Origin of the sequence: Streptomyces sp. NBC_01551, assembly GCF_026339935.1 — a bacterium.
Classification (GTDB): Bacteria; Actinomycetota; Actinomycetes; order Streptomycetales; family Streptomycetaceae; genus Streptomyces.
The window spans coordinates 2,842,768-2,867,468 of record NZ_JAPEPX010000001.1 but is presented as its reverse complement, the minus strand read 5'-3'; the positions used below and the strand labels follow the sequence as shown (position 1 = coordinate 2,867,468).

The 24,701-nt window shown below is 74.6% G+C and carries 24 protein-coding genes; 10 read left to right on the top strand and 14 right to left on the bottom strand.

What is annotated here, in order from left to right; all coding sequences use genetic code 11:
• Positions 1 to 150: 150 nt before the first annotated feature.
• Positions 151 to 1,695, bottom strand: coding sequence for a PTS transporter subunit EIIC (locus tag OG982_RS12670; RefSeq protein ID WP_266948547.1), 1,545 nt, complete (start codon positions 1,693 to 1,695; stop codon positions 151 to 153).
• Positions 1,696 to 1,703: 8 nt separating this feature from the next.
• Positions 1,704 to 2,636 (bottom strand): N-acetylmuramic acid 6-phosphate etherase, encoded by a 933-nt coding sequence (gene murQ, locus OG982_RS12665; protein ID WP_266948546.1) that lies wholly within the window; start codon positions 2,634 to 2,636, stop codon positions 1,704 to 1,706.
• A 271-nt stretch (positions 2,637 to 2,907) separates the two neighbouring features.
• On the opposite strand from murQ, the gene OG982_RS12660 reads away from it, so the two are divergent.
• On the top strand, positions 2,908 to 3,291 hold the full coding sequence (locus tag OG982_RS12660; RefSeq protein ID WP_073775131.1) for a hypothetical protein: 384 nt from the start codon (positions 2,908 to 2,910) through the stop codon (positions 3,289 to 3,291).
• 7 nt (positions 3,292 to 3,298) lie between these two features.
• Positions 3,299 to 3,568, top strand: a complete 270-nt coding sequence (locus OG982_RS12655; protein WP_266787307.1) for a DUF4031 domain-containing protein — start codon at positions 3,299 to 3,301, stop codon at positions 3,566 to 3,568.
• On the opposite strand, the gene OG982_RS12650 is transcribed toward OG982_RS12655, so the two are convergent.
• The 3 genes from OG982_RS12650 to OG982_RS12640 all read right to left on the bottom strand — a co-directional run bounded on the left by OG982_RS12650 (position 3,565) and on the right by OG982_RS12640 (position 6,931).
• The gene (locus OG982_RS12650) at positions 3,565 to 4,797 is read right to left on the bottom strand and encodes a serine hydrolase (RefSeq protein ID WP_266948544.1); all 1,233 of its coding nucleotides are present in this window, start codon (positions 4,795 to 4,797) and stop codon (positions 3,565 to 3,567) included. The two genes, OG982_RS12655 and OG982_RS12650, sit on opposite strands and share 4 nt — an antisense overlap.
• A gap of 100 nt (positions 4,798 to 4,897) precedes the next feature.
• Positions 4,898 to 6,118 carry a Cmx/CmrA family chloramphenicol efflux MFS transporter gene (locus OG982_RS12645; protein ID WP_266949899.1) on the bottom strand — a complete coding sequence of 407 codons (1,221 nt, stop codon included), beginning with the start codon at positions 6,116 to 6,118 and terminating at the stop codon, positions 4,898 to 4,900.
• Between the two features lie 126 nt (positions 6,119 to 6,244).
• Positions 6,245 to 6,931 carry a hypothetical protein gene (locus tag OG982_RS12640; RefSeq protein ID WP_266787311.1) on the bottom strand — a complete coding sequence of 229 codons (687 nt, stop codon included), beginning with the start codon at positions 6,929 to 6,931 and terminating at the stop codon, positions 6,245 to 6,247.
• Positions 6,932 to 7,041: 110 nt separating this feature from the next.
• Here OG982_RS12640 and OG982_RS12635 point away from each other — a divergent pair, with 110 nt between their 5' ends.
• Positions 7,042 to 7,728: a copper homeostasis protein CutC gene (locus OG982_RS12635; protein WP_266787313.1), complete on the top strand. Its 687-nt coding sequence runs from the start codon at positions 7,042 to 7,044 to the stop codon at positions 7,726 to 7,728.
• A 244-nt stretch (positions 7,729 to 7,972) separates the two neighbouring features.
• Here OG982_RS12635 and OG982_RS12630 read toward each other — a convergent pair whose 3' ends face one another.
• On the bottom strand, positions 7,973 to 9,946 hold the full coding sequence (locus OG982_RS12630) for an AAA family ATPase (protein ID WP_266791992.1): 1,974 nt from the start codon (positions 9,944 to 9,946) through the stop codon (positions 7,973 to 7,975).
• Between the two features lie 453 nt (positions 9,947 to 10,399).
• Between OG982_RS12630 and OG982_RS12625 the strand changes: the two genes are divergently transcribed.
• Both OG982_RS12625 and OG982_RS12620 read left to right on the top strand, forming a co-directional pair.
• Positions 10,400 to 10,588 carry a hypothetical protein gene (locus tag OG982_RS12625; protein ID WP_266787315.1) on the top strand — a complete coding sequence of 63 codons (189 nt, stop codon included), beginning with the start codon at positions 10,400 to 10,402 and terminating at the stop codon, positions 10,586 to 10,588.
• Between the two features lie 134 nt (positions 10,589 to 10,722).
• The gene (locus OG982_RS12620) at positions 10,723 to 11,637 is read left to right on the top strand and encodes a glycosyltransferase family 87 protein (RefSeq protein ID WP_323139253.1); all 915 of its coding nucleotides are present in this window, start codon (positions 10,723 to 10,725) and stop codon (positions 11,635 to 11,637) included.
• Here OG982_RS12620 and OG982_RS12615 read toward each other — a convergent pair.
• From OG982_RS12615 to OG982_RS12605, 3 genes are all read right to left on the bottom strand, one after another.
• Positions 11,603 to 13,246 carry a DNA repair helicase XPB gene (locus OG982_RS12615; RefSeq protein WP_266787317.1) on the bottom strand — a complete coding sequence of 548 codons (1,644 nt, stop codon included), beginning with the start codon at positions 13,244 to 13,246 and terminating at the stop codon, positions 11,603 to 11,605. The genes OG982_RS12620 and OG982_RS12615 overlap by 35 nt on opposite strands.
• A 223-nt stretch (positions 13,247 to 13,469) precedes the next feature.
• A complete protein-coding gene (locus tag OG982_RS12610; protein ID WP_266787319.1) occupies positions 13,470 to 14,072 on the bottom strand; it encodes a DUF4291 domain-containing protein in 603 nt (200 codons plus the stop codon).
• Positions 14,073 to 14,158: 86 nt separating this feature from the next.
• Complete coding sequence (locus OG982_RS12605; RefSeq protein WP_266787321.1) at positions 14,159 to 16,687, bottom strand: helicase C-terminal domain-containing protein; 2,529 nt, start codon at positions 16,685 to 16,687, stop codon at positions 14,159 to 14,161.
• 86 nt (positions 16,688 to 16,773) lie between these two features.
• On the opposite strand from OG982_RS12605, the gene OG982_RS12600 reads away from it, so the two are divergent.
• Complete coding sequence (locus OG982_RS12600; RefSeq protein WP_266948542.1) at positions 16,774 to 17,712, top strand: hypothetical protein; 939 nt, start codon at positions 16,774 to 16,776, stop codon at positions 17,710 to 17,712.
• A 116-nt stretch (positions 17,713 to 17,828) separates the two neighbouring features.
• The gene (locus OG982_RS12595; RefSeq protein WP_266787325.1) at positions 17,829 to 18,527 is read left to right on the top strand and encodes an HAD family hydrolase; all 699 of its coding nucleotides are present in this window, start codon (positions 17,829 to 17,831) and stop codon (positions 18,525 to 18,527) included.
• Positions 18,528 to 18,593: 66 nt separating this feature from the next.
• On the opposite strand, the gene OG982_RS12590 is transcribed toward OG982_RS12595, so the two are convergent.
• A complete protein-coding gene (locus OG982_RS12590; RefSeq protein ID WP_266787327.1) occupies positions 18,594 to 18,863 on the bottom strand; it encodes a hypothetical protein in 270 nt (89 codons plus the stop codon).
• 175 nt (positions 18,864 to 19,038) lie between these two features.
• Here OG982_RS12590 and OG982_RS30980 point away from each other — a divergent pair, with 175 nt between their 5' ends.
• The gene (locus tag OG982_RS30980; RefSeq protein WP_323139252.1) at positions 19,039 to 19,422 is read left to right on the top strand and encodes a cold-shock protein; all 384 of its coding nucleotides are present in this window, start codon (positions 19,039 to 19,041) and stop codon (positions 19,420 to 19,422) included.
• A 78-nt stretch (positions 19,423 to 19,500) separates the two neighbouring features.
• Here OG982_RS30980 and OG982_RS12580 read toward each other — a convergent pair whose 3' ends face one another.
• From OG982_RS12580 to OG982_RS12565, 4 genes are all read right to left on the bottom strand, one after another.
• Positions 19,501 to 20,364 (bottom strand): 1,4-dihydroxy-6-naphthoate synthase, encoded by an 864-nt coding sequence (locus OG982_RS12580; RefSeq protein WP_266787329.1) that lies wholly within the window; start codon positions 20,362 to 20,364, stop codon positions 19,501 to 19,503.
• Positions 20,339 to 21,076 carry a futalosine hydrolase gene (locus OG982_RS12575; RefSeq protein ID WP_266787331.1) on the bottom strand — a complete coding sequence of 246 codons (738 nt, stop codon included), beginning with the start codon at positions 21,074 to 21,076 and terminating at the stop codon, positions 20,339 to 20,341. The genes OG982_RS12580 and OG982_RS12575 overlap by 26 nt, the downstream gene beginning before the upstream one ends.
• A gap of 16 nt (positions 21,077 to 21,092) precedes the next feature.
• Positions 21,093 to 21,581, bottom strand: coding sequence for a DUF2771 domain-containing protein (locus OG982_RS12570; RefSeq protein ID WP_266787333.1), 489 nt, complete (start codon positions 21,579 to 21,581; stop codon positions 21,093 to 21,095).
• Between the two features lie 125 nt (positions 21,582 to 21,706).
• The gene (locus OG982_RS12565; RefSeq protein WP_266787335.1) at positions 21,707 to 23,080 is read right to left on the bottom strand and encodes an MFS transporter; all 1,374 of its coding nucleotides are present in this window, start codon (positions 23,078 to 23,080) and stop codon (positions 21,707 to 21,709) included.
• 356 nt (positions 23,081 to 23,436) lie between these two features.
• Here OG982_RS12565 and OG982_RS12560 point away from each other — a divergent pair, with 356 nt between their 5' ends.
• Positions 23,437 to 24,351, top strand: a complete 915-nt coding sequence (locus tag OG982_RS12560) for a DUF3027 domain-containing protein (protein WP_266787337.1) — start codon at positions 23,437 to 23,439, stop codon at positions 24,349 to 24,351.
• A gap of 38 nt (positions 24,352 to 24,389) precedes the next feature.
• Positions 24,390 to 24,614, top strand: coding sequence for a hypothetical protein (locus OG982_RS12555; protein ID WP_266787339.1), 225 nt, complete (start codon positions 24,390 to 24,392; stop codon positions 24,612 to 24,614).
• The last annotated feature ends 87 nt before the right edge of the window (positions 24,615 to 24,701 follow it).

Sequence of the window (24,701 nt, the reverse complement as noted above, 5' to 3'; positions counted from 1 at the left end):
GCCGGGATCGACTCCCGGACGCCGGACTCACGGACGACGGACGCCCGGACGCCCTCGGCCCGGTCACGGCGACGGCCCTCGGCCGGTCTTCGCCGTGACCGGGCGGCAGGCCGCGCGACGGCGGCCGCGTGGCGGTCAGGTCGGGTCAGGTCAGGTCAGGGCCGGCTGGCGGGTCGGCTCGGCAGCGGTCGGCGTCGTGGACGCCGGATCCGGGTCGGTGTCGAGTTCGGCCAGCATCTGCCCGGTGAAGCCGAAGAAGTACGTGGCGACGAACCCCACCAGGTACCCGACCGCCAGCCCGCCCCCGTAGATCGCGAGGCTGAGGCCCATCCCCGACCGGCCGTCCAGCAGCGGGAACAGGGCCCACCCCGACGGGCCGATCGCGGTCGAGCCGAAGGCCACGCCCATCTGGTTGCACAGGCCGACGAACGCCCCGCCGGCCGCCCCGCCCGCGCAGGCGGTGACGAAGGGGCGGCCCAGCGGAAGGGAGACGCCATAGATCAGCGGCTCGCCGACGCCCAGGAAGCCGGCCGGGAGCGCGGACCTGATCGTCGTACGGATCGAGCGGTTGCGCGGCAGGCGGACGTAGACGGCGATGGCGGCGCCGACCTGGCCCGCGCCGGCCATGGCGAGGATCGGGAGCAGGACGGTGTACCCGTTCTGCTCGATCAGGGTGGTGTGGATGGGGATCAGGGCCTGGTGCAGGCCCAGCATGACGAGCGGGAGGAAGAGGCCGCCCAGGACCAGTCCCGCGAAGGCGCCCCCGTGGGCGAGGAGCCAGGTGGCGAAGGTGCCGATGGCGGCGGAGACCTCACCGGCGAGGAACATCAGCCCGAAGAGGGCGGCCAAGCCGGAGACCAGGACGGTGAGGGTCGGGGTGACCAGGGCGTCCAGGGCCTCGGGGACCCACCTGCGGCACAGCCGCTCGACGCGGACGGCGAGGTACGCGGCCGCCAGCGCGCCCAGGACGCCGCCCTGGCCGGGGGAGAGGTGCTGGCCGAAGGCGTCGATCTTCGCGACACCGGGGAAGACGATGACCGCGGCGACGGCGCCGCCGAGGATCGGCGTTCCGCCGAACTCCTTGGCGGTGTTGTAGCCGACGAAGACGGCGATGAGGGACATGAACCCGGAGGCGATGGCGGCGAGCGCGGGGACCAGGGCGGGCAGCCAGGCCATGTTTGTCAGGACGCCGCCCAGGCCCGCGATGATGCCGCAGCCGATCAGCGCGGGGATCAGCGGGACGAAGATGTTCGCGATGCGGCGCAGGAACAGTTTGAGCGGGGTGGCGTTGCGGGCCTTCCGGGCCTCCTTCAGCGCCGCGCCGCGGTCGGCGAGGTCGGCGGCGGTGACGGGTCGCGGTGATGCCTCCGGCTGCCGCTGCTGTCCTGCCTGTCCCTCGCCTCCGCCTGGTCCCCCCTCCGCCCCCTGTACGCCCTGTCCCTCCTTCACCAGGGCCTCGAACTCCGGGGTGACGCGGGCGACGGTCCCCGGGCCGAGCACGATCTGGTACGTCTCGTCGTCGACGACGCCGAGGACGGCCGGGACGGCCTTGAGCGCCTCGTCCTGGACCAGCGAGCGGTCGCGCAGGCCGATGCGCAGGCGGGTCATGCAGTGGGCGACGGAGGTGATGTTGTCCGGGCCGCCGACCAGGGGGAGGATCGCGGCGGCGGTGGCGCGGTTCTTGTCCGTGGGCATCGGCATCCTCAGCTGTCCGCACGGTGGGCGAGGGCGTCGCGCAGGTGCCCGCCCGAGGCGGTCAGGAGCTCGGCCGCGGTGGGGCCGTCGACGCCGCCGAGGATGACGAGGATGGCGTTCTTGACCTCGCCGCCGGTCGCGGCGAGCGCGGCCTCGATTTCGGCGTCGGGCGCGCCGGTCGCCAGCGCGACGATGCGGCGGGAGCGGGCGCGCAGCTTCTCGTTGGAGGCGCGTACGTCGACCATGAGGTTCCCGTACGTCTTGCCGAGCCGGATCATCGTGATGGTCGAGATCAGGTTGAGCACCAGCTTCTGCGCGGTGCCGGCCTTCAGGCGGGTGGACCCGGTCAGCAGCTCGGGGCCGACGACCACCTCGATGCCGTGCGCGGCGGCCGCGGCGAGCGCGGAGGCGGCGTTGCAGGAGAGCCCGACGGTGAGGGCGCCGCGGGTACGGGCGAACTCGACCGCGCCGATCGCGTACGGGGTGCGGCCGGAGGCGGAGACGCCGATGACGGTGTCGGCCTCGGTCAGCGCCAGGGCGGTGAGGTCCGCGGCGGCGAGCTCCTCGGAGTCCTCGGCGCCTTCGACGGCCCTGACCAGGGCGCCGGGGCCGCCCGCGATCAGGCCGATGACCTGGGCGGGGTCGGTGTTGAAGGTGGGTGGGCACTCACTGGCGTCGAGCACGCCGAGCCGCCCGGCGGTGCCGGCGCCGGCGTAGACGAGCCGGCCGCCGCGTGCCATCCGCAGGGCGATCGCGTCGATGGCGGCGGCGATCTCCGGGAGCCGCGCCGCGACGGCGGCCGCGACGGTGGCGTCCTCGGCGTTCATGACGCGGGCGATGTCGAGGGTGGGCATCTGGTCGATGCCGGCCAGCTCGGGGCGGAACGCCTCGGTGGTCAGGGTGTCGAGCTGGGCGCGGAGTTCGGCGTACGACGCGGTCATGGGCGGCGGCTCCTGACGGTTCGGCGTGGGGCGGGACGATGAGGCCGGTGCGCAGCAGTGTCCGCGCGCGATCCCGCCGGACGGCGCAGGACGCGCCGAACACCCCACCCGGGAGCCGTGCCGTCCGCCCGCCCGCGTCCCCTCATCCCCCGAAACCTAATTTCGGCGGGGGCGGGGGACAAGACGCCGTGGGGCCACCTGACGCGCGTGATCCGGGCGGCCGCGAAGGGGGGCCTTCGACTCCGGGCCCCCGCGGGTTGACAATGGCCCCATGGACCACGCGACCCCTTTGGAGCAGGCGCTGCATGCCGCCCGCGCTCTTGTACTCGCCGATCTCGTCGCGGGCGAGGTCGCCGAAGCCGATGTCGTCTCCCTCGTCGAGGACTCGGTCACGCACCGCCGGTGGTGGGTGGAGCAGTGGCCGGAGGGGGTCGACTACCTTGCCGGGCTCGTCGCCCAGGACGTGCAGGACGCGCTCCTGGAGAAGTACGGGCGCTGGCCGCTGTGCCCGGTCTGCTCGCACGGTGACCCGCACGCGCTGGACGTGGAGCCGGAGCTGGGACCCGACCCGCACTGGGTGTGCGCGAAGACCGTCGTCAAGGTCGCCCCGGTGGGCGGTCTCGGGGCGGTCTTCGGAGCCGGTGGCGGCCGGTGAGGCGCCGGTGACGCTGTACATCGACCCGCCGACCTGGCCGGGTCACGGCCGCATGTGGTCGCACCTGGTCAGCGACGTCTCGTACGAGGAGCTACACGCCTTCGCGGCGGGCATCGGCTGCCCGCCCAAGGCGTTCGAGCGGGACCACTACGACGTGCCGGAGCACCGTTACGCGCAGGCGGTGGCGGCCGGCGCGGTGCAGATCGGCAGCAAGGAGCTGGTCCGGCGGCTGACGGCGGCCGGGCTGCGGCGACCGAAGGGGCGTCCGGCGGCCTAGTGCCGTGAGCCCGGCGTCGGCGCCGGGGGCGACGGCTCCGGGACGGCGTTGGGCTGGGCTGCCGGCGGGAGCGCCCAGACGTGCTCCGGGGTCACGGTCTTGGTGACCGCGTTGGCGATGAGGCCGCTCAGGCTGCCGAACTTCCCGTCGATGTCGGAGTTCACCACGATCACCAGGGTGGCGCGGTCCTGCGGGAGCCGGACGGCGATGGTCTCGTAGCCGGGCAGCTCGCCGTTGTGGCCGATCCAGCCGTCGAGCTCGGCGATGCCGAGTCCGTAGCCCACGTCGGGGTGCCCGGTGGGCAGCATGCGCAGCCGCTGGGCCTGGGTGTCCGGCTCCAGCAGCCGGCCGCCGGCCGGCAGCCGCCCGCTGACCAGGGTCGCGACCCAGGAGCGCAGGTCGTCCATGGTGGAGATCATCGCGCCGGCCGCCCAGCCCCAGGACGGGTTCCAGGTGGAGGCGTCGACGGTCGCGCCGTCCGGGGTGAAGTTCGTGTAGCCGTGCACGTACGGGGACGCGATCTCCGCGCCGGTCGGCAGCGAGGTCGCGTCCAGGCTGGCCGGTTCGACGACGTGCTGCTCCAGGTAGGTGTGCAGGGGCTGACCGCTGACCTTCTCGACGAGCAGGCCGAGCAGGACGGTGTTGGTGTTGGAGTACTCCCAGCGCGCGCCCGGCGGGAATTCGGCGGGGTGCCGGAAGGCGGAGTCCAGCAGCTCCTGCGGGGTCCAGGCGCGGTGCGGGTCGGCCTTGAAGGTGGCCAGCCAGCGCGGGTCCTCGGTGTAGTTGTAGAGGCCGCTGCGCATGTCGGCGAGCTGCCGGACGGTGATCTTCTCGCCGCCGGGCACGCCGTCGAGGTACGTAGAGATCGGCGCGTCGAGCCGTACCTTCCCGTCGTCGACGAGCTGGAGGGCGGCGGTGACGGCGAAGGTCTTGGTGACGCTGCCGATGCGGGTGTGCATGTCGGTCTTGATGGGGGTGCCGGTGCGTTTGTCGGCGGTGCCGAAGGCGCGCACGTAGGAGTCGTCGCCGTCGATCCACAGGCCGACGCCCACACCGGGGATGGCGGCCTTGCGCATGGCCGCGGTGATCGCGTCGTCTAGCTGCTCGGCGATCACCGGGTCGATGTCGACGCGGCCCGGCGGGGCGGCGGCGGGGGCCTGGCCCGCGCACAGCGCGGTCAGCAGCAGCGAGGCGGCTGCCAGCGCGGTGGGCGTCCGGTACCGGCCCATCCAGGATCACTCCTGACGCTCGTCCCCGAGCGGTCCCCTGTCCCCGAGCGGACCTTCCCATCGTAGGAAGCCGGGTCCGGGGCGGCGACCGGGACCGCGGTCAGGCGCGGGCGGGCTCCTCCGCCGGGGTCGCGGCGACGCCGCCCGCGGCGACCACGCGGGCCGGGCTCGGCGGCGTACGGCGGTCCAGGCGCAGGGCGACGGCCGCGAGGGCGATCGCGGTGACCGTCATGGCCGCGCCGGCCCAGGCGGTGGCGGCGAAGCCGTAGCCGGCGTCGATGACGGTGCCGCCGAGCCAGGGGCCGCCGGTGTTGCCCAGGTTGAAGGCGGCCGTGGTGGTGGCGCCGGCCAGGGTCGGGGCGGCGCCCGCCACGTTGAACATGCGGGCGTTGAGCGCGGGGGCCGTGAAGAACGCCGAGAAGCCGATCAGGAACGAGAGCCCGATCGCGGCGGCCGCGGCGGACGCCAGTACGGCCAGGCCCACCAGGAACACCGTCGAGGCGGTGATGCCCCACAGCATGACGCCGAACAGGTGCGCGTCCGCGACCCGGCCGCCGACCGTGGTGCCGACGAGCGCGCCGACCCCGAAGAGGCCGAGGATCCACGGCACCCAGCCGGAGTCCAGTCCGGCCACGTCCGTGAGCAGCGGCGAGAGGTAGCTGAACGCGCAGAAGACGCCGCCCGCGGCGAGCGCGGTGATGCCGATGGCCAGCCAGACCTGCCGGTCGCGGTAGATGCGCAGCTCGCGCCCCAGCGACGGCTTCCGGTCCGGCAGCGGGATCTTCGGGATCAGCGCCAGGATGCCGACGAGGGCGATCGCCGAGGCCGCGCCGACCGACCAGAAGGCCGCGCGCCAGCCGAGGTGCTCGCCGAGGAAGGCGCCGGCGGGGACGCCGAGGACGTTGGCGATGGAGAGTCCGCCGATCATGACGGCCATCGCGCGGGCCCGGGCGTCGACGGGGACCATGGCGATCGCGACGGCCGCGCCGACCGCCCAGAAGCCGGCGCAGGCGAGCGCGGAGACGATGCGGGAGGCGAAGAGGAGCTCGTACGTGGGCGCCAGCGCGCCCGCGACCTGCCCGAGGCCGAAGAGGCTGATGAGGGAGACGAGGGTGGTGCGGCGCGGGAGGCGCAGCGTGGCCACGGCCAGCAGCGGCGCGCCGACGACCATGCCGATGGCGAAGGCGGATATCAGCAGGCCCGCCTGCGGAATGGTGACGTCCATGTCCTCCGCGATGGGCGGCAGCAGCCCGGAGAGCATGAACTCGCTCGTGCCGAGGGCGAAGACCGACAGGCCGAGGACGTAGACGGCGACCGGCATACGGGTGCGCGCGCGGGCGGGGGCATGGGAAGGGCGGTCTTCGGCGGCTGAGGGCATGTTCTTCACCAACCGGCGTGAGCGTGATCGCATTCCCGGACGAACGTGACGGGCGTGTTGCGCGGGGCCCTAGCCGAGCAGCGCGAGCTCGGTGGCGAGGTTGTGGCGGGCCGGGGCCTCCCAGTGCGCGGTGCCGTACGGGGTGCGGAACAGCCGGGGCAGTCCGAGCAGCTGGCGCAGGACGGCCGCGCGGCCGGTGCGGAAGGCGTCGTCGGGCACGAATCCGTACTCGTCGCGGACGGCGGCGGCGTAGGTCGCGTACGCCTCGGGGGCGCCGGCCAGGACGGCGAGGTCGGCGTCGCAGAGGACCTCGCCGTTGGTGTCGCCGGGGGCGGGGTCGTGGGTGACGGTGAGCCGGACCAGCCGCGCGACCTCGGCGGTACGGGCGGGGTCGATGCCGAGCTCGGGCAGGGCGCGCTCGGCGAGGGCGGCGCTGCGCTCCTCGTTCTCGGAGCGGTCGGGGCGGTAGACGGCGTCGTGGAACCAGGCGGCGAGTTCGACGGCGGCCGGGTCGGCGGCGTGGTCGGCGAGTACGTCTATCCGCGCGAGTACGTCGGCCAGGTGCGCGGTGGTGTGGTACCGGCGCTGCGGCTCCGCCCAGGCGGCGAGGAGGCGCTCGGCGTAGGGGGCGCTGTCCAGGCCGGCGCGGGCGCCGGCGGCGGTGGCGGTCGCGTGCCAGCGGGCGTGGAGGTGCGCGGTGTCGTGGCCCGCGGTGCGGTGGCCCGCGGTGTCGTGGCGGGGCGAGTCGGTGTCCATGAGCACATTGTGGTGGGTGGCGTGATTGTGCTGGTGGTGTGAGGGCGCGGCCCCGTACCCTGATATTGGACTAGACCTGTTGTGCGTCGTGCGAAGAAGGATGGGATCGAATGAGCAACCGTGCGCTCCTGGAGGTGATCGCCCTCGACGTGGAGGACGCGGTCGCGGCCCAGGCCGGCGGGGCGGACCGCCTTGAACTGGTCACCGACATGGCCGCCGACGGGCTCACCCCGGCGCGCGAGACCTTCGCGGCGATCAGGGCGGCCGTGGACATCCCGCTGCGCGTGATGCTCCGCAGGACGGACGGGTTCGCGGCGGGGGCGGTGGACGCGCTGGCCGAGGAGGCGCGGGCGCTGCGGGCGGAGGGGGCGGACGAGTTCGTCCTCGGGTTCCTGGACCCGGACGGCGCGCCGGACCTGGCGGCGGTCGAGGCGGTCGTCGCGGAGCTGGGCGGTTGCCGCTGGACGTTCCACCGGGCGATCGACCGGGCGGCGGACCGGGACGGGCTGCGCAAGGCGCTGGCCGATCTGCCGGGGCTGGACACGTACCTGACGGCGGGGTCGGCGGAGGGGGTCTCCGCGGGCCTCCCGGTCCTGGTGGCGGAGGCGGCGCGGCGGGGTGAGCCGGGGTACGAGCCGCGGATCCTGGTCGGGGGCGGCCTGACGCTGGCGCACCTGGCCGCGCTGCGGGCGGCGGGGCTGGACGCGTTCCACATCGGCGGCGCGGCCCGTCCCTCCGGGTGGACCGGCCCGGTGTCCGCCGCCGCGGTCGCCACTTGGCGCGCCGCCCTCGCCTGACCCCGCCGGGGGTCGGCCCCGTACCTCCGCGCCTCAAACGCCGGCGAGGCTGGAAGATCCGGCCGGGAACCTCCAGCCCCGCCGGCGTTTGAGGCGCGGGTCTGGGCGGAGCCCAGGGAACGGCGGAAGGGCGGGTAGGGGACGGCCCCGCAGGGCCCCGCACCCCGGCCGGGGCCGGCGTCGGGATGTCGGATCGGGCCGACCCGGCCAGCGGCGGCCGTCGGGGCCCCGGCCGGGGTCGGTGTTACGTCAGGGCCGTCGGGAGGGGGGTCGTGTGGAGGGCCGTCAGGCCTGAGACGGCTCGGGTCAGGCAGACGTAGAGCCGGCGCAGGCCCGTGCGCTCGTCCGGCTCGCCCGAGACGATGGCGGCGGGCTCGTCCAGCACGACGTAGTCGTACTCCAGGCCCTTCGCCAGCGACGCCGGGACCAGGGTCAGGCGGGACTGGGCCGTCGTCTCCTCGCCCGGCGACAGGTACGGCAGGCCCGCCGCCCGCAGGGCCTGCGCCAGCTCCGGGATCCGCGCGTCCGCCGCGATCAGGCCGATCGAGCCCTCGTGGCCGAGGGAGGCGCGGCAGGCGGCCAGGACCGAGGGGGTCAGGTCCGTCGTCGGGGTGATGACCAGCGACCCCGGGGTCTCGCGGACCGAGGAGACCGGGGCCAGGCCCGGGGAGATCGCCGGCAGCAGGCGCGACGCGTACGCGATCACCTCGCGCGGCACGCGGAACCCGGCCGTCAGTTCCTCCAGCACCGCCTCCGGCTTGCCCAGGTGCGTCAGGGCCTCGTCCCAGCTGCGCGTGGCCCACGGGGTCGTCCCCTGCGCCAGGTCGCCCAGCACCGTCGCCGAGCCCGTCGTGCAGCGCCGCCCCACCGCCCGGTACTGCATCGGCGACAGGTCCTGCGCCTCGTCGAGCACGACATGGCCGAGCGAGTGCGTGCGCTCCACCAGGTCCGCCGCCTCGTCGATCAGCACCAGGTCCGCCGCCGACCACTTCGCCGACTTCACGCTGCGGAACGGCTTGGGCCACAGCAGGAGCTTCTGCTCGTCGTCCGAGAGGACGCCCTCCGCGTGCCGAGCCAGGAACTCCGGGTCCGACAGCAGCCGCAGCACCAGCTTCGCCGGCTCCACCGCCGGCCACACCGCCTTGACCGCCGCCTTCACGGCCGCGTTGCGCGCCACCGCGTCCTGGACCCGGTCGTCCGGCGCCTCGCCCGCCTGCTCCATCCGTACCAGCACCGCGTGCGCGATCCGCTGCGGCAGCGCGTCGCGCGCGGCGCCGTAACGGATGTCCCGGTCCTGGAGTTCCGAGACGATCTGCTCCAGCTCGTACGCCGGCACGCGCCACCGGCGCGACCCGCGGACCACCATCAGCGGCTCGACGGGCGGGCTGACGTGCGAGCGGACCGCGCGCCGCAGTACCTCCGCCATCCGGGCGTCGCCCTTGACCACGGCCGTTTCGGCCTGGTCGGCGCCGCGTACCTCCAGGCCGTCGCGGGCGACGAGGTCGTCGACCGTCGCCTGCTTGACCTCCAGCTCGCCCAGCGCCGGCAGGACCTGCTCGATGTAGTGCAGGAAGGAACGGTTCGGCCCGATGACGAGCGTGCCGGTGCGGGCGAGCCGCTCGCGGTGCGCGTACAGGAGGTACGCGACCCGGTGCAGGCCGACCGCCGTCTTGCCGGTGCCGGGGCCGCCCTGCACGCAGACGGAGCCGGACAGCCCGGAGCGGACGATCTCGTCCTGCTCGGGCTGGATCGTCGCCACGATGTCCCGCATGGGACCCACGCGCGGGCGCTCGATCTCCTGCTGGAGCAGCTTGCTGACGGCGGCCGTCTCCGCCGGGTCGGAGAGGTGCTCGTCCTCGTACGCGGTCAGCTCGCCGCCCGTGTAACCGAAGCGGCGGCGCAGCGCGATGTCCTGCGGGTCGTTCTTGGAGGCCCGGTAGAACGGCTGGGAGACGGGCGCGCGCCAGTCGATCACCATCGGGTCGCCGTCGGCGTCGTGGACGTGGCGGCGGCCGATGTAGAACTGCTCGCCCTCCGCGCCCTCGGCCAGCTCCGCGCCCGGGGCGTGCAGGTAGTTCAGGCGGCCGAAGAAGAGCGGGGTGTGCGCCAGGTCCGCCAGCGCCTTGATGCGGTCCTCGATCTGGGCCTGCAGGACGATCGCGTTGACCCAGTTCGCGGTGACGTCGCGGATGTCGAGCGACTCGACGTCCTCGCGCATGGCGCGCAGCGCGGCGCGGGAGGCGCTCAGGTGCGACCGCTCGCGCGCCAGGGGATCGGGGGAGTCGGCGCAAGGGGCGACGGCGCTGTCGGTCCCGGTGTCGCTGTCGATGCCGGTGTCGGACTCGGGGGCGTGCGCGGGCACGGGACTGCCTCCAGCTGCTGGTCTGCGTGGTGGATGCCCGCCGGTTTCCGTCCGGGGGGCGGCTCTCCCAGAGGTGCGGCGGGAGGCGGCAAGAGCGGAGATTCTAGTCATCGCGGCGCGGGCGCGCGAATGGATTTACGCGGCGCGCATACCTGAGGGCCAGGACCTCCGTACGGGTCATACCTGGGAGTGTCAGACCTTGGGCAGAGCCACTAGGGGACGCCATGGGCCGTGAGGAGGACGCCGCGGGGCCCCGGGTTCAGCCCCGAGGGCGATGTGAAATCCGTGGCGGAAACGCACCATGGATACATGAGCACCGCAACCTTCACCCCGATCCGGGGCGGCCGCCCTAGCGGCGCCACCGCCAGTTCCCCCGACTACCGTCCCCGCCACCGCGTCGGTGGCCTGCTGCACGCCGCGAAGGTGTTCGCGGCCACCGCCGTCAGCGTGGTCGTCCTGGGCGAATACGCCGAGGACGCGGGCGTTATACGTCGCTGACCTGCTGGTTCGGCCATCCGGGGGTTCGTCGTCCGATACGGCGGCTCCGGTGCGCGCCCCGCCCCGGCGAGCCGGTGCGCAGCCGTGGCCTGAACCGGGCGGTAGGCCCCCAGTGATCCACTAGGGTCACGCGCGTGACCCGCCACCCCGCCCCCGAGCGCTCGTCGGCGCCCCCTTTCGGCGCCCTGCCCGGCGCGTCTCCCGGGCCGCTTTCCGGGCCGCTCACCGGGCTGTTCTCCGGGTCGCTTTCCGGCACGCTGGTCACCGGCCCGCTGCTGCTCCTGGGCGTGCTGTGCGTCGCCCTGCGCATTCCGGTGGCTGACGCCCTCGTCCACGGTTTCTGCGCCGCCGAGTGGCACCCGTCCACCGCGTACCCGCCGTTCGCGGCGATCCTGTTCACACCGGCCGCCTGGCTGCCTGCCGCCGCCCTGAAGGCCGTCATCGTGCTCGGCAGCGCCGGGCTGCTCGCCCTGCTCATCCTGCTGTCCTGCCGCCTCGCGGGGCTGCGGGCCCGGTCCGGACCCGTCCTGGCCGCCACCATCGCCGGACTGTGGCTGGAGCCCCTGTTCCAGACCCCGCTGACCGGCCAGATCAACCTGGCGCTGGCCTGCCTCGCCGTCTGGGACCTCGGCCGGTCCCGCACCGCCCTCGGCAAGGGGTTCGCGCTGGGCACCGCCGCCGGGATCACCCTGACCCCGGCGCTCCTCGTCCCGTACCTGCTGCTCACCGGCCGGGTCCGGGCCGGGCTGACGGCGCTCGCCGCCTTCACCGGCACCGCCCTGCTGGGCCTGCTCGTCCTCCCGCAGGCCTCCGCCGAGTTCTGGGCCCGCCACTTGCCCGCGACGGGCCGGGCCCTGCCGCTGGACTGGCCCTGGTCGCACCTGTGGGTCTGGTGCGTACCGCTGCTCGCGGTCCTGACCCGGGCGGCCCGCCGCCGCCCGGCCCCGGTCCCGGCCGTCGCCCCGGCCCCGCCCTCGCGGGCGGGCGCCGGGCCGTCGTCACGCCCCGCCGGGATCAGTCGCTCGCCAGCAGCTCGTCCGCGTCCATGATCCGGTAGGCGTAGCCCTGCTCGGCCAGGAAGCGCTGGCGGTGCGCGGCGAAGTCCTGGTCGATGGTGTCGCGCGCGACGACCGAGTAGAACCGCGCCTCGTGGCCGTCCGCCTTCGGGCGCAGCACGCGCCCCAGCCGCTGGGCCTCCTCCTGGCGGGAGCCGAAGGTGCCCGACACCTGGATGGCGACGGTGGCCTCCGGCAGGTCGATCGAGAAGTTCGCGACCTTCGAGACGACCAGGACGCTGATCTCGCCCTCGCGGAACGCGTTGAAGAGCTTCTCCCGCTGCGCGTTGGACGTCTCGCCCTTGATGACGGGCGCGTCGAGGTGCTCGCCGAGCTCGTCGAGCTGGTCGATGTACTGCCCGATGACCAGGGTCTGCTCGCCCTGGTGCTTGCGCACCAGTGCCTCGGTGACCTTCCGCTTGGTGGCGGTGGTCGCGCAGAAGCGGTACTTCTCCTCGGTCTCGGCGGTCGCGTACGCGAGCCGCTCGCTCTCGGTGAGGTTCACGCGGACCTCGACGCAGTCGGCCGGGGCGATGTAGCCCTGCGCCTCGATCTCCTTCCACGGCGCGTCGAACCGCTTCGGGCCGATGAGGGAGAACACGTCGGACTCCCGGCCGTCCTCGCGGACCAGCGTCGCGGTCAGACCGAGCCGGCGCCGGGCCTGGAGGTCGGCGGTGAACTTGAAGACGGGCGCCGGCAGCAGGTGCACCTCGTCGTAGAGGATCAGGCCCCAGTCGCGGGAGTCGAAGAGCTCAAGGTGCGGGTAGACGCCCTTCCGCTTCGTCGTCAGGACCTGGTACGTGGCGATCGTGACGGGCCGGATCTCCTTGCGGGTGCCGGAGTACTCGCCGATCTCCTCCTCCGTCAGCGAGGTCCGCTTGACCAGTTCGTGCTTCCACTGGCGGGCCGAGACGGTGTTCGTGACCAGGATCAGCGTCGTGGCCTTGGCCTTCGCCATCGCGCCCGCGCCGACCAGGGTCTTCCCGGCGCCGCAGGGCAGTACGACCACGCCCGAACCGCCGTGCCAGAAGCCCTCGACGGCCTGCTGCTGGTACGGGCGCAGCGCCCAGCCGTCCTCGACGAGGTCGATGGCGTGCGCCTCGCCGTCCACGTACCCGGCGAGGTCCTCGGCCGGCCAGCCCAGCTTGAGCAGGGTCTGCTTGATCTGCCCGCGCTCGGAGGGGTGCACGGCGACGGTGTCGGGGTCGAGGCGGGCGCCGACGAGCGGGGCGATGCGCTTGGAGCGCAGGATCTCCTCCAGCACCGGCCGGTCGGTGCTGGTCAGGACCAGGCCGTGGACGGGGTGCTTGGAGAGGGTGAGGCGGCCGTAGCGGGCCATGGTCTCGGCGACGTCGACGAGCAGCGCGTGCGGGACCGGGTAGCGGGAGAACTCCACGAGCGCGTCGACGACCTGCTCGGCGTCGTGCCCGGCGGCGCGGGCGTTCCACAGGCCGAGCGGGGTGATCCGGTAGGTGTGGATGTGCTCGGGCGCCCGCTCCAGCTCGGCGAAGGGCGCGATGGCGCGCCGCGCGGCTCCGGCGAGCTCGTGGTCGACCTCCAGCAGGAGGGTTTTGTCGCTCTGGACGATGAGGGGCCCGTTCACACACGTCCCTTTCCGCGTGGGGTGACCGCCCGGACGCGGGCGGCCAAACCTCCAGTCTGCCGTATCGCTCCGCGGGTGGGGTGATTCTGACCGGGGCCGTCCCCGCGGGGCCGTGCCCCCGTGCCCCCGTGCCCTGGGGCCCTCGTGCCCTGGGCCCCCGTGCCCTGGGGCCCTGGGGGCCGGGCGGGCCCTGGGCTCCCCGGCGACCGGTGCGACCGGGCGGCTACGCGCCCAGGTGGGGCAACGGCCCCGACGGGTACGGGGTCTCGGCCGGCAGCAGTCCGCGCGCCGCGTCCGTGTCACCGGCCCGCAGCAGGCCGTGGATCTGCCGGGCCAGCGGAGTGACATCGCGGATGGAGACCGTCCACTCGTCCGCGTACGCCCGGGAGGCCGGCCCCGACAGGCCCAGCTGGAGCGAGCGGTACGGGAGCGGGTTCAGGTGCAGGTCGCGCTCCGGGTCCCACTGCACCCGCGCCGGAGCCTCGCGCAGCGCGGCCTGCCAGGAGGCGCGGTCGGCGTGCGTGCCCTGCTCGAAGTGCGACAGGCAGGCGTGGCGCAGCGCGTGGTCGAAGCCCTCGCGGGTGATCTCGATCGCCAGCACGGTCTCCTGGTCGGCCTTGGTGGCCCAGCCGCAGCGGTACATCATCCACAGGAACGACGGCTTGATCCACGTCATCCGCTCCCGCTTCCAGGCGGGCGGGAACCGGCCGTCGCGCGCCGCCGGAACTCCCAGGCGCGGGGCGTACGCCTGGTAGACGGTGACCGTCGTGTCGGTGTGGGCGGCGCGGACGGCGCGGTGGGGTACGGGGACCGGTGTTTCGGACATGCCGTCAGGGTGCCGGGCCGGGGCCGGGCCCGGCCAGCGGATTTACCGCGCCCCCGGCAAGGCCGGCGCCACTTCGACGACAGGACCTAGACCTGGTCCTCCGCCAGTTCCGCCACGCCCGTGATGCGGTGCAGCGCGTACGTCCGTACCTCGTCCGCCGTGTGGTCGTACCCGGTGACGAAGCCGCCCTCCACCCGTACCGGCGCGATGACCCGCTGGCTCGCCGCCCCGTCCGCGTTGACGTACCCGATCCACACCGCCGACCCGGTCAGCGCGGCCGCCTGCACCGTCGCCAGGGTCTCCGCCGCGCTGGTCCGCGGGAGTTCGCCCGAGCCCGAGCCCGATCCCGAGCCCGAACCCCAGCCCGTTTCCGCCGCCGCGGACGACGCCTGCCCGGCCGGCTCCTTGCGCACCGCCGTCGCCGCCCGGTCGCCCGCGCGGATGGCCCGTACCGCGGCCCCCAGCAGCGTGCTGTCCGGCACCCGCGGACCGTCCGGCACCGGCTCGGGCGCCGAGCGCTGCGGGGTCCGGCGGGCGTCCGCCCGGGACACCAGCACGTCGCCGGTGCGGGACTCCGCGGCCGGCGCGTACCCCATCGCCCGCAACCCGTCGAGCAGCGCGGTGGGTTCGGCCTGCGCGGCCAGCACCGTCGGGGCGAGGCGGCGCAGCCCGAGCCCCGCGGACCGCTTGTCGGCCAGGATCTCGTTCAGCATGCCGTCGTCGTCGCAGCGCACGTACGAGGAGGCCGCGCCCACCCGCAGGTGCCCGTGCCGCCGGGCAACGTCGTCGATCAGGTACGTCAGCGGTTGCGGCACCGGCGTGCGGCTGTGCTCGGCGAGGAAGGCGTGCAGGTCGGAGGCGGTGTGCCCGGCGTCCAGGGCCCGGCGCACCGAGCCGGGCGTGAAGCGGTACACCGTCGCCCCGCCCTTCGACTCGACGTCCGCGAGCACCGCCAGGGTGTCGCCGAGCGGCCGGCGCAGCGGCCCCGGCGCCACCGCCGTCAGGTCGGCCTGCAGCAGTACGTGGTCCACCGGTTCGGGGAGCAGCGGCGCGAGCAGCGGCGCCGGGTCGCGGTGTTCCAACAGGGCGCGGCCGGGCGCGGAGAGCGCTCCCCGGCCGGTGACGCCGAGGACCTCGGCCTCGGTCAGCGTCCAGTGCGCGAGGCGGGCGCGCAGGTCGCTCGCGGTGCGCACCGGGCGTTCCCAGGCGAGCCGTTCGAGGAGGGCCCGCGGGTCGGGGGAGCCGCCCTCGGGGAGCGCGGCGAGCAGGTCGAGGACACGGCGGCGCACCTCGGGGGCGGCGGAGCGGTCCAGGTCCGGGCCCAGCACCGACAACGTACGGCCCTTGGCGTCCTGTTCGCCGGCCAGGCCGGCGGTGCGGGTGGCGGGCAGCCAGGCCGCGGCCAGGGCCGACCAGCGCTCGGCGGGCGGGAGTTCGCACCAGTCGTCGAAGGCGGGGGTGGGCGCGTACCGCTCGTCGGCCTCGCCGTCGCTGGCCAGCAGGCCCGCCGCGTAGGCGAGTTCGATCCAGAACGCGGCCGCGCCCTCGGTGGCGTCCAGGGCGGCCGCGGTCCGCTTGAGGTCCCGTACGGCGAGCCCGCCGGCCCGCAGCACCGCCGGGCCCGCGTGCTCCCAGGACTTCACCAGCTCCTCGACGGTCGCCAGCGCGGCCAGCGCCTGCCCGGCCGCGTTCGCGTCCACAAGCTGTGGACGGTGCTCGCGGTGCGCGGGCACCTCCGGGGCCACCGGCTCCGGGGTGCGGTGCGCGAGCCCGCCGCGCAGGTGCAGGGCCACCTCGCGGGGCAGTACGACGGTCCGCGCCGTGGTGGGGAGCAGCAGGCCCCGGTCGCGCAGCCAGCGCACCGGCGGCGTCGGATCGGGGGTGACCTCCCCGTACGGAGGGCCCCACACCAGCCGGCCCAGCACCTGGTGGGCCTCCGCCGGGGCCTCGTCGAGCAGCGCGGCCATCCGCTCCGGGTCGGTGAACAGGCCGGTCAGCGCGGTCACGGCGGACACCGGGTCGTGGGTGGCGGGCAGCCCGGCGGCCGCCACGATCTCCTGGACGCGGGTCGGCGACATCCCGGCGGTCGCCTCGGCGACGGTCGGGCCGAGCCCGGTCGGGGAGGGGCGCGTCGGGGACGGCGCGAGCAGCTCGCGGGCGGTGCGGACCAGGCGCAGCCGGTCGTCGTCGCCCCAGACGAGGGCCTGCTCGCGCAGCGTCCCGAGGGCGCGGGGGAGCGCGGCGCGGGCGCCGTTGTCGGCGTCGCCGGTGGTGCCGTGCTCGCCGGTCAGCAGCGACTCCAGCACCGGGTACGGGCAGGGGTCCGGGGCCACCGCGAGGGCCTCGGCGCTCTGGAGGGCGAACCGGTCGAGCCGGTCCAGGGCCCGTACGACCGAGGCGCGGGTGCCGGCGCGGGTGGCGAGCTGGGTGATGTCGCCGGGCACCGGGTTCAGCAGGTCCGGGCGCGCGTGCAGCAGCGCGGCGAGCGAGTCGTCGTCGCGGGCGCGCAGGGCCTCGGCGAGGGAGCGCGGGGCGGCGCCTGCCGTGGTACCGGTGCTTGGCTCAGGCACAGTCGCCTCCTGGTCGCTTCGGCCGGTCAGTCGGCCGGTCCCCATCCGGTCAACGGTATCCGCTGCGCCCGGGACAGCTCCACGTCCGCACGCGCTACCTTTCGGGAGGGCGGTACGGGAGGAGGCGGGGCATGGGGATCGAGAGCGACCAGCTGGTCTACGAATATCTGAGCCGGGTAGGGGACTTGGCGCAGCGGCGGCAGCTGCCGTCGGGTGACCGGATGCGCCTGGTGGCGGGGCTGCGGGACGAGATCGACCGTCGGCGCGCCAAGTACGAACCGGAGACCCAGGCGTCGGTACGGAAGATCCTGGAGCGGATCGGCACGCCGGAGGAGGTGCTGGACACGCTGGGCACGCTGTCGGGGCCGGACGCCGCGGCCGCTGCCCCGGTCGCGGCGGTCCCCGCCCAGCGGGGTCCCGACACCCCCCGCGCGGCGGTGAACGTGCCGCCGCACCTGGCGGGGCTGGACGAGCTCGGCCCGTCGGACGGGGCCGAGCCGGACTGGTGGCGCGTCACGCCGGGGCCGTTCGGGCGGGGCGGGCCGCAGGTGGAGGGCTTCGCCGGGGGCATCGAGATCCCGGACCTCTTCAAGGAGCCGGAGGAGGAGGACGCCCCCGCGCCGGAGCCGGACCCTCCCGCCTCTCCGCGCGGCCGCGCGCTGCTCCGCTTCGCGAAGGGACGCCTGCGCGCGAAGAAGCCGGCCGCCGACCCCTCGGCCCCGGCCGCCGAGCCCCGCCCGAAACCGCACGCGTTCCTCCTCCTGGCGGCGGCGATCCTGGCGGCGGGCGCGGTGAGCGGGTACTGGCTGCTGCTCGTGGTGGGCTTCGCGGCGGCGTACGCGTCGCGGGTGCTGGGGCCGACGGAGCGCAAGGTGGTCGTCTTCGGCCTGCCGGGCGCGGTGTTCGCGGGCGCGGTGGTCTGGCTGTGGGGCCGCCAGCGCGGCCGCTGGGGCACGCCGCTGGCCGACGACGCCCTCTCGGACACCCTCCCGGGCATGTGGCCCTGGCTGGCCCGCGCCGCCGGCCTGGCGTCGGCCCTGTACCTGACCTGGCGCGCCCGCCGCCGCTGACGCACCGCTGCCCCCGCCGGCGCGTGGGCTGACATGTCACCGGATTTCACTCTCCGGTAAGGCGGGGCTCAGTCCGCGTTCCCGGTCCGCCGGCCCGGCTGGGCACAATGGCACGTATGAGCCAGAGCCTGAGCCCCGAGACCTCCGCCGAGTCCGTCGCGCCGACCGGATCCGCCGCCCCGTTGCTGACGGTCGGCTTCGACCTCGACATGACCCTCATCGACTCGCGCCCGGGCATCAAGGCCGCCTACGAGGCCCTGTCGGCCGAAACCGGTACGTTCATCGACGCCGAGCAGGCGATCACGCGGCTCGGCCCGCCGCTGGACGAGGAGCTCGCGTACTGGTTCCCGGAGGCGGAGATCCCGGCGATGGCCGACCGCTACCGGGAGATGTACCCGACGTACGCCATCGACCCGACCCCGGCGATGCCCGGCGCCCGCGAGGCGATCGAGGCGGTCCAGGCGCTCGGCGGCCGCGCGATCGTGGTCACCGCCAAGCACGAGCCCAACGCCCGCCTGCACCTCAAGCACCTCGGCATCGAGCCGGACGCCGTCATCGGCTGGCTGTGGGCGGAGGCCAAGGCGGGCGCGCTGCGCGAGTACGGGGCGCAGGTCTACGTCGGCGACCACGTGGGCGACGTGCGCGGGGCGCGGGCGGCCGGCGCGGTGTCGGTGACCGTCCCGACGGGGCCGTGTCCGGAGCCGGAGCTGCTGGCGGCGGGCGCGGACGTGGTGCTGGCGGACCTTACGGAGCTGCCGGCGTGGCTCGCGGAGTACGTCCGCACGCGGGAAGTCCGAGAGCCCGCGCGCCGCTGAGAGCCCGCGCCGCTGGGTACCGCGCGCCGCTCGGTACCGCGCGCTTCCAGGCACCCCCGCGCCCTGCTACGCCCCCTGCGTCGCCTTGGCCGCCCTGCGCTGCGCCGAGGCGGAGCGCAGCACGCCCGCCGCCGAGATGGCGAAGCCGACGCCCATGAGCATGCACACGGCCCACGCGTACGACGGGAACGGGTCGATGTCGAGGAACAGCGGGGCCATCGTCACCAGGGTGGCCACGGCGCCGACGATGAACACGATGCCGCCGGCCCGGACCAGCCCGTCGCCGGGCCGCGCCTCGTCGTGCCGTGCTTCGTCGGTCTGAGGAGTAACAGTCACCCCACCAGGGTAGTTCCCTGGCCGAAGCGGTCGACCGTGAAGGACCGGGGAACGTCTTGTCACCCGTCCCTGGACCATTAGCCTGGAGGTGGCGGGTCGGTGACCCGCTGTACTGCTATCCGGAGCCGTTCCGACGGCGAACCGGACCCAACGAGCACAAGGACAGAGGACGGACGTGCCTACCGGCAAGGTCAAGTGGTTCAACAGCGAGAAGGGCTTCGGCTTCCTCTCCCGCGACGACGGCGGCGACGTCTTCGTCCACTCGTCGGTGCTCCCCGACGGGGTGGACGCGCTCAAGCCCGGCCAGCGCGTCGAGTTCGGTGTGGTCGCCGGTCAGCGCGGTGACCAGGCACTTTCGGTGACGGTCCTGGACCCGGCGCCCTCCGTCGCGGCCGCGCAGCGCCGCAAGCCGGACGAACTCGCCTCGATCGTGCAGGACCTCACGACCCTGCTGGAGAACGTCACGCAGCAGCTGGAGCGGGGCCGTTACCCCGACAAGGCGCACGGCACGAAGATCGCCGGCATGCTCCGCGCGGTTGCCGACCAGCTGGACGTCTGAGCCGCCCGCACCCCCGTACGACCGTGCCCCGTCCCTCTCCGGAGGGCCGGGGCACCGTCGTACGCGCGCCGTACGGGCCTACGGGAAGGCCAGCGCGTCCGGCGCGATGGCCGGAACCAGCCCCTCGGCGGCGGCACGGGTCAGCAGCCCGCGGACGGCCGCGTACCCGGCGTCGCCGAGCCCGGCGGTGAACTCGTTGACGTAGAGCCCGATGTGCTGGTCGGCGACGGCCGGGTCCAGCTCCTGCGCGTGCGCGCGGACGTACGGGCGTGAAGCCTCGGGGTCGTCCCAGGCCATCCGGACCGAGGTACGGGCCGTCTCGGCCAGCGCGCGCAGGGTCTCGGCGCCCAGCGAGCGCTTGGCGATGATCGCACCGAGCGGGATCGGCAGGCCGGTGGTGGACTCCCAGTGCTCGCCCATGTCGGCCAGGCAGTGCAGTCCGTAGTCCTGGTACGTGAACCGGGCCTCGTGGATGACGAGTCCGGCGTCGACGCGGCCGTCGCGCACCGCCGGCATGATCTCGTGGAACGGCAGCACGACGACCTTGCCGACGCCGTCGGGCAGCACGTCCGCCGCCCAGAGCCGGAACAGCAGGTAGGCGGTGGAGCGTTCGCTGGGCACGGCGACGGTCTTGCCGGTGAGGTCGAGCCCGGGCTCGCGCGTCAGCACGAGGGGTCCGCAGCCGCGGCCGAGCGCGCCGCCGCAGGGGAGCAGCGCGTACTCCTCCAACACCCAGGGCAGCACGGCGTAGGACACCTTCAGGACGTCGAGCTCGCCGCGCTCGGCCATGCCGTTGGTGACGTCGATGTCGGCGAAGGTGACGTCGAGGGCGGGCGCGCCGGGGATCCGGCCGTGCGCCCACGCGTCGAAGACGAAGGTGTCGTTCGGGCACGGCGAATAGGCGATGCGGAGCGGCTCACCCGTGGTGCTGTTGCTGCTCATGCTGTCCTCCCCAGTGGACGAGTACGGGTCCCAGGGCGCGGAATCCGCCGGTCAGGGCGGCCAGCGCGTCCCCGATCCGCCAGGCGTCGCGGTCGCGCGGGCCGACGGCGTTGGACACGGCGCGGATCTCCAGCACGGGCAGGCCGTGCGCGGCGGCGGCCTCGGCCACCCCGAAGCCCTCCATGGCCTCGGCCCCGGCGAGCGGGTGGCGGCCGGCGAGCTCGGCGGCGCGGGCGGCGGTGCCGGTGACGGTGGAGACGGTGAGTACGGGTGCCAGCAGACCGCCGGTCGCCTCGGCGGCGCGGGCGGCGAGTTCGGCGGGGGGCAGGTGCACGCTGCGTCCGAAGCCGAGCGCGTCGACGGGGAGGAACCCGTCGGGTCCCTCCGCCCCCAGGTCGGCGGCGACGACGGCGTCGGCGACGACGAGCGAGCCGGGCGGGGCGGCGGGGGCGAACCCGCCGCCGATGCCGGCGGAGATGACGAGGGAATAGTCGGCCAGCGCGAGCGCGGTGGCCGTGGCGGCCGCGGCGGCGGCCGGTCCGACACCGCCGACGAGCACGTCGGCGGCGAGGCCGGGCAGGTCGCGGCGGGAGATCCGGTAGCCGCCGGGCAGGGTGCGCGGCTCCGGGGTGACGGGGTCCGGATGAGGGGTCAGACCGGCGGCGACGGAGTCTGCCTCCGCCGCCACCGCGGTCACGATGAGCGCGCGCACCGTTGCCGCCGCCGGGTTACTTGAGCTTGACGGTGAAGTTCCAGACGGCCTGGGGCTTGCCGTCCTCGGAGACCTGGACGAACGACAGCTTCTTCGAGGACGGGGCCTCGCCCTGGCCGCCGGTGGCGAACAGGTCGGCGCCGGGGAAGCTGCGGTAGGTGTTCGAGGAGGGCTCGGTGATCGGGTTGCCGTCCAGCACGGCCTGCCACTTGCTGCCGTCTTCGACGATCTCCGGCTCGACGCCGAGGCGCAGGGTGTCGCCGCGGCCGTACTTGATGGTCTTGGCGCCGGTGTGCTCGGTGAAGCACTCCTGGAGCTTCTCCATGGAGAGCTCCTTGCCGTCGCCACGGCAGGCGGCTTCGGCGGACACCGACGAGGTGCCGACCGTCACGGTCGCCAGCGGCGTCGGCTTGTCACAGGCGGAGAGGAGGAGGAGGCCGGCGGACACGGCTCCGAGGGCCGCGACGCTGCGGCGGCCCCTACCCGAGAAAAGCGGTGCGGTCATGAGCCGAAGGCTATCGGGCCGCCCCCCTCCCCCGCCGCACGGGGTCCTCCACCCCCCGGCGCGGCGCCCCATCCCCACCTTTCGGGCCCGTCGCCCGCACCACGGGGGCGCTGTCGCCGGGCTCGTTACGCCACTCGTGGGCGGGAAGAGGACGGGTGGCGGCCGCGGGGGGCCGCCAGGACGCCGCGCAGGGCCATGGTGGTGCCCAGGGCGACGATGGCCGCCGCGACCGACATGCCCAGGACGCCGTTCAGCGGCAGGACGATGCCGATCGCGCCGCCCAGCACCCACGCCATCTGGAGCAGCGTCTCCGAGCGGGCGAACGCCGAGGTGCGGACCGATTCGGGGATGTCCCGCTGGATCATCGCGTCCAGCGACAGCTTCGCCAGCGCCTGGCAGAAGCCCGCCGTCGCGCCCAGCACCGCCATGAACAGCCCGCTGAAGAACACCGCCGCCAGCACCGCGACCCCCAGCGTCATGCACAGCACCGCCGCGATGATCACCTCCGGCGCCCGCGCCCGCAGCCACGCCCCCGCCGCCGTCCCGCACGCGTTGCCCAGGCCCGCCGAGACGCCCACGATGCCCAGCGACACCGCCGCGCTCTGCCCGGGCAGCGGGTGCTCCCGCAGCAGGAACGCCAGGAAGAAGATCAGGAACCCCGACAGCCCCCGCATCGCCGCGTTCGCCAGCAGCCCGCACAGCACCGACGGAGTCACCGTCCGCAGCCCCGGCCGCTGCGAGTGCGCCTCGTGCGTCGACAGCCGCGCCCGCCGCTCCCCCTTCGCCTCGTCCACCTTGTGCGGCAGCGAGAACGCCGCGAACGTCCCCCACACGAAGATCGCGCAGGCCCCGTACAACGGCCACTCGGGCCCGATCATGTGCAGCCCCGCCGCGACCGGCGCCGCCGCGCCCGTCGCCAGCAGCCCGGCCAGGGTGACCCGCGAGTTCGCCTTGACGAGTGAGAAATTCGGCGGGAGCAGCCTCGGCACCACCGCGCTGCGCACCACCCCGTACGCCTTCGACGCCACCAGCACGCCGAGCGCCGCCGGATACAGCTGGATGCCGCCCGTGGCGACCGCGCCCGACATCATCACCGCGAGCAGCGCCCGCGCCAGCATCGCCGCGGCCATCGCGGCCCGCCGCCCGTGCGGCAGCCGGTCCAGCAGCGGCCCGATCACCGGGGCCAGCAGGGTGAACGGAGCCATCGTGATCGCCAGGTAAAGGGCCACCCGGCCGCGCGCCTCGTCCGTGGGGACGGAGAAGAAGACGGTCGACGCCAGCGCGACCGTGATCATCACGTCGCCGGCGCCGTTGATCGCGTGCAGCTCGATCAGCTTGCCGAGGCCCGATTCGCCGGCCCCGTGCGCGTGCGTGGCGCGCCGGATGCCGCGCGCCGTACCCGTGATGGGGAAGTGCAGGGCACGCCCGACGGCCCGGCCGGCCTTCCTGGCCGGTCCCGAGCCGTCGTCGGACGACCGTACGGGTGCCACACTCGACATAGTGCCCCACTCGGGTCGTGCGGACCCGTCCCCGAGCCGTCCCGGCGCGTCCGGACGTCCGCCGGCCACCGTCACCCCACCGGCTTGTCCGCGAATCGGACCTTGCATGTGGGCCGAAGGCGTCGGAGGAGGTAGCGTGCGTAGCGCGCCACCGGCGGTTGCTCTTGGCCGCGCGCCTCTTCGTGATCCCGCAGAATGGATCGCAGGTAGGTGCGCCCGAGGCCGATCGGGTGCGGACGTCGACGCGGCCCTCTGGTCCGCTCCGCCCGCGCCTCGTACGGACAGGACCGACGGGTCGTTCAGGACGACAGTACGGACGGCGCACTCGTGAGACGGCGTAGGAGAGAACGAGACCTGTGAGTGCTGCGACGACGCGAAGCCGTACCCCCGACCGCCTGTGCGCCGAGGCGGTAGACCTCGCCCGCACCGCGGCCGAGGAAGCCGCTGCTCCCGGAGTGGTGGGCGAGCACGTCTCCGCCGTCGCGGAGGGCGACCGGGTCGTCACGCACCTCTTCGAGTGCAAGGACCCGGGCTACCGCGGCTGGCGCTGGGCCGTCACCGTGACCCGCGCGTCCCGCGCGAAGCTCGTCACCCTCGACGAAACGGTGCTCCTGCCCGGCGAGGACGCCCTGCTGGCACCCGAGTGGGTGCCGTGGAGCGAGCGGCTGCGTCCGGGTGACATGGGTCCCGGCGACCTGCTGCCCACCGACGCCGAGGACCTGCGCCTGGAGCCGGGCTGGTCGGGCGAGGACGTACCGCCGCCGAACTCGGTCGTCTCCACCGAGATGGCCGAACTGGTCGAGGCGGAGGACGCCGACGTCACCGACCGCACCGTGGTCCCGGTACGCGGCTCCATCGCGGCCGTCGCCGAGGAACTCGGCATGCGCCGCGCCCGCGTCCTGTCGCGCTACGGGCTGCACAGCGCGGCCGACCGCTGGGACGAGTCGTTCGGCGCGAAGACCCCGATGGCGCAGGCGGCCCCCGCGTCCTGCGTCTCCTGCGGGTTCCTCGTCGCGATCGGCGGCTCGCTGGGCCAGGCGTTCGGCGTCTGCGCCAACGAGTTCAGCCCCGCCGACGGCCGCCTGGTGTCGCTCTCGTACGGCTGCGGCGGCCACTCGGAGGCCGCGGTCATGCCGAAGCCGCTGCGCCCGGCCCCGCCGGTACTGGACTCCATGGCCACCGACGAGTTCCCGCTGCGGCCGGCGCCCGCCGGCGACACGGGCTCGGTACCGGTGTCGGACCTGCCCGCCGCGGATCTGGGCCACTCCTAACGGGGGGCCCGGCCGCGCCCGGCCGCTACCCTCGGCCCATGGGGGACGAGGACATGGTCGGCATGACCGGCCGGGTGACGGGCACGGTCGGACCGGGGCTGGTGGGCGAGGTCATCGTGCGGATCCGGGGCGGCGCCGAGCATTTCCTGGCCCACCCGGTCGCGGGGTCGGGTTCGCGGCGGCTGCCCGTCGGCACGGTGGTGACGGTCGTCGAGTACCTGCCGCCGCGCACGGTGTACGTGATGGCGGCCTACGACCAGTAACCCCGCGCCCACCTGTGCGTATCAAGATGGCGACAAGACCCGGCCGACGTCTTCACGCCACGCGGGCGGCAGGCGCAGACTCGCCTT

What these genes read in the sequence shown, in the direction of transcription:
- OG982_RS12570 (WP_266787333.1), bottom strand. Translation starts at nt 21,581, where the DNA reads ATGACCGCACCGCTTTTCTCGGGTAGGGGCCGCCGCAGCGTCGCGGCC.
- OG982_RS12625 (WP_266787315.1), top strand. Translation starts at nt 10,400, where the DNA reads ATGAGCACCGCAACCTTCACCCCGATCCGGGGCGGCCGCCCTAGCGGC.
- OG982_RS12605 (WP_266787321.1), bottom strand. Translation starts at nt 16,687, where the DNA reads ATGGGGACCGGCCGACTGACCGGCCGAAGCGACCAGGAGGCGACTGTG.
- OG982_RS12580 (WP_266787329.1), bottom strand. Translation starts at nt 20,364, where the DNA reads ATGAGCAGCAACAGCACCACGGGTGAGCCGCTCCGCATCGCCTATTCG.
- OG982_RS12635 (WP_266787313.1), top strand. Translation starts at nt 7,042, where the DNA reads ATGAGCAACCGTGCGCTCCTGGAGGTGATCGCCCTCGACGTGGAGGAC.
- OG982_RS12610 (WP_266787319.1), bottom strand. Translation starts at nt 14,072, where the DNA reads ATGTCCGAAACACCGGTCCCCGTACCCCACCGCGCCGTCCGCGCCGCC.
- OG982_RS12565 (WP_266787335.1), bottom strand. Translation starts at nt 23,080, where the DNA reads ATGTCGAGTGTGGCACCCGTACGGTCGTCCGACGACGGCTCGGGACCG.
- OG982_RS12660 (WP_073775131.1), top strand. Translation starts at nt 2,908, where the DNA reads ATGGACCACGCGACCCCTTTGGAGCAGGCGCTGCATGCCGCCCGCGCT.
- murQ (WP_266948546.1), bottom strand. Translation starts at nt 2,636, where the DNA reads ATGACCGCGTCGTACGCCGAACTCCGCGCCCAGCTCGACACCCTGACC.
- OG982_RS12595 (WP_266787325.1), top strand. Translation starts at nt 17,829, where the DNA reads ATGAGCCAGAGCCTGAGCCCCGAGACCTCCGCCGAGTCCGTCGCGCCG.
- OG982_RS12640 (WP_266787311.1), bottom strand. Translation starts at nt 6,931, where the DNA reads ATGGACACCGACTCGCCCCGCCACGACACCGCGGGCCACCGCACCGCG.
- OG982_RS12630 (WP_266791992.1), bottom strand. Translation starts at nt 9,946, where the DNA reads ATGCGCGAGGACGTCGAGTCGCTCGACATCCGCGACGTCACCGCGAAC.
- OG982_RS12555 (WP_266787339.1), top strand. Translation starts at nt 24,390, where the DNA reads ATGGGGGACGAGGACATGGTCGGCATGACCGGCCGGGTGACGGGCACG.
- OG982_RS12670 (WP_266948547.1), bottom strand. Translation starts at nt 1,695, where the DNA reads ATGCCCACGGACAAGAACCGCGCCACCGCCGCCGCGATCCTCCCCCTG.
- OG982_RS12600 (WP_266948542.1), top strand. Translation starts at nt 16,774, where the DNA reads ATGGGGATCGAGAGCGACCAGCTGGTCTACGAATATCTGAGCCGGGTA.
- OG982_RS12650 (WP_266948544.1), bottom strand. Translation starts at nt 4,797, where the DNA reads ATGGGCCGGTACCGGACGCCCACCGCGCTGGCAGCCGCCTCGCTGCTG.
- OG982_RS12645 (WP_266949899.1), bottom strand. Translation starts at nt 6,118, where the DNA reads ATGCCGGTCGCCGTCTACGTCCTCGGCCTGTCGGTCTTCGCCCTCGGC.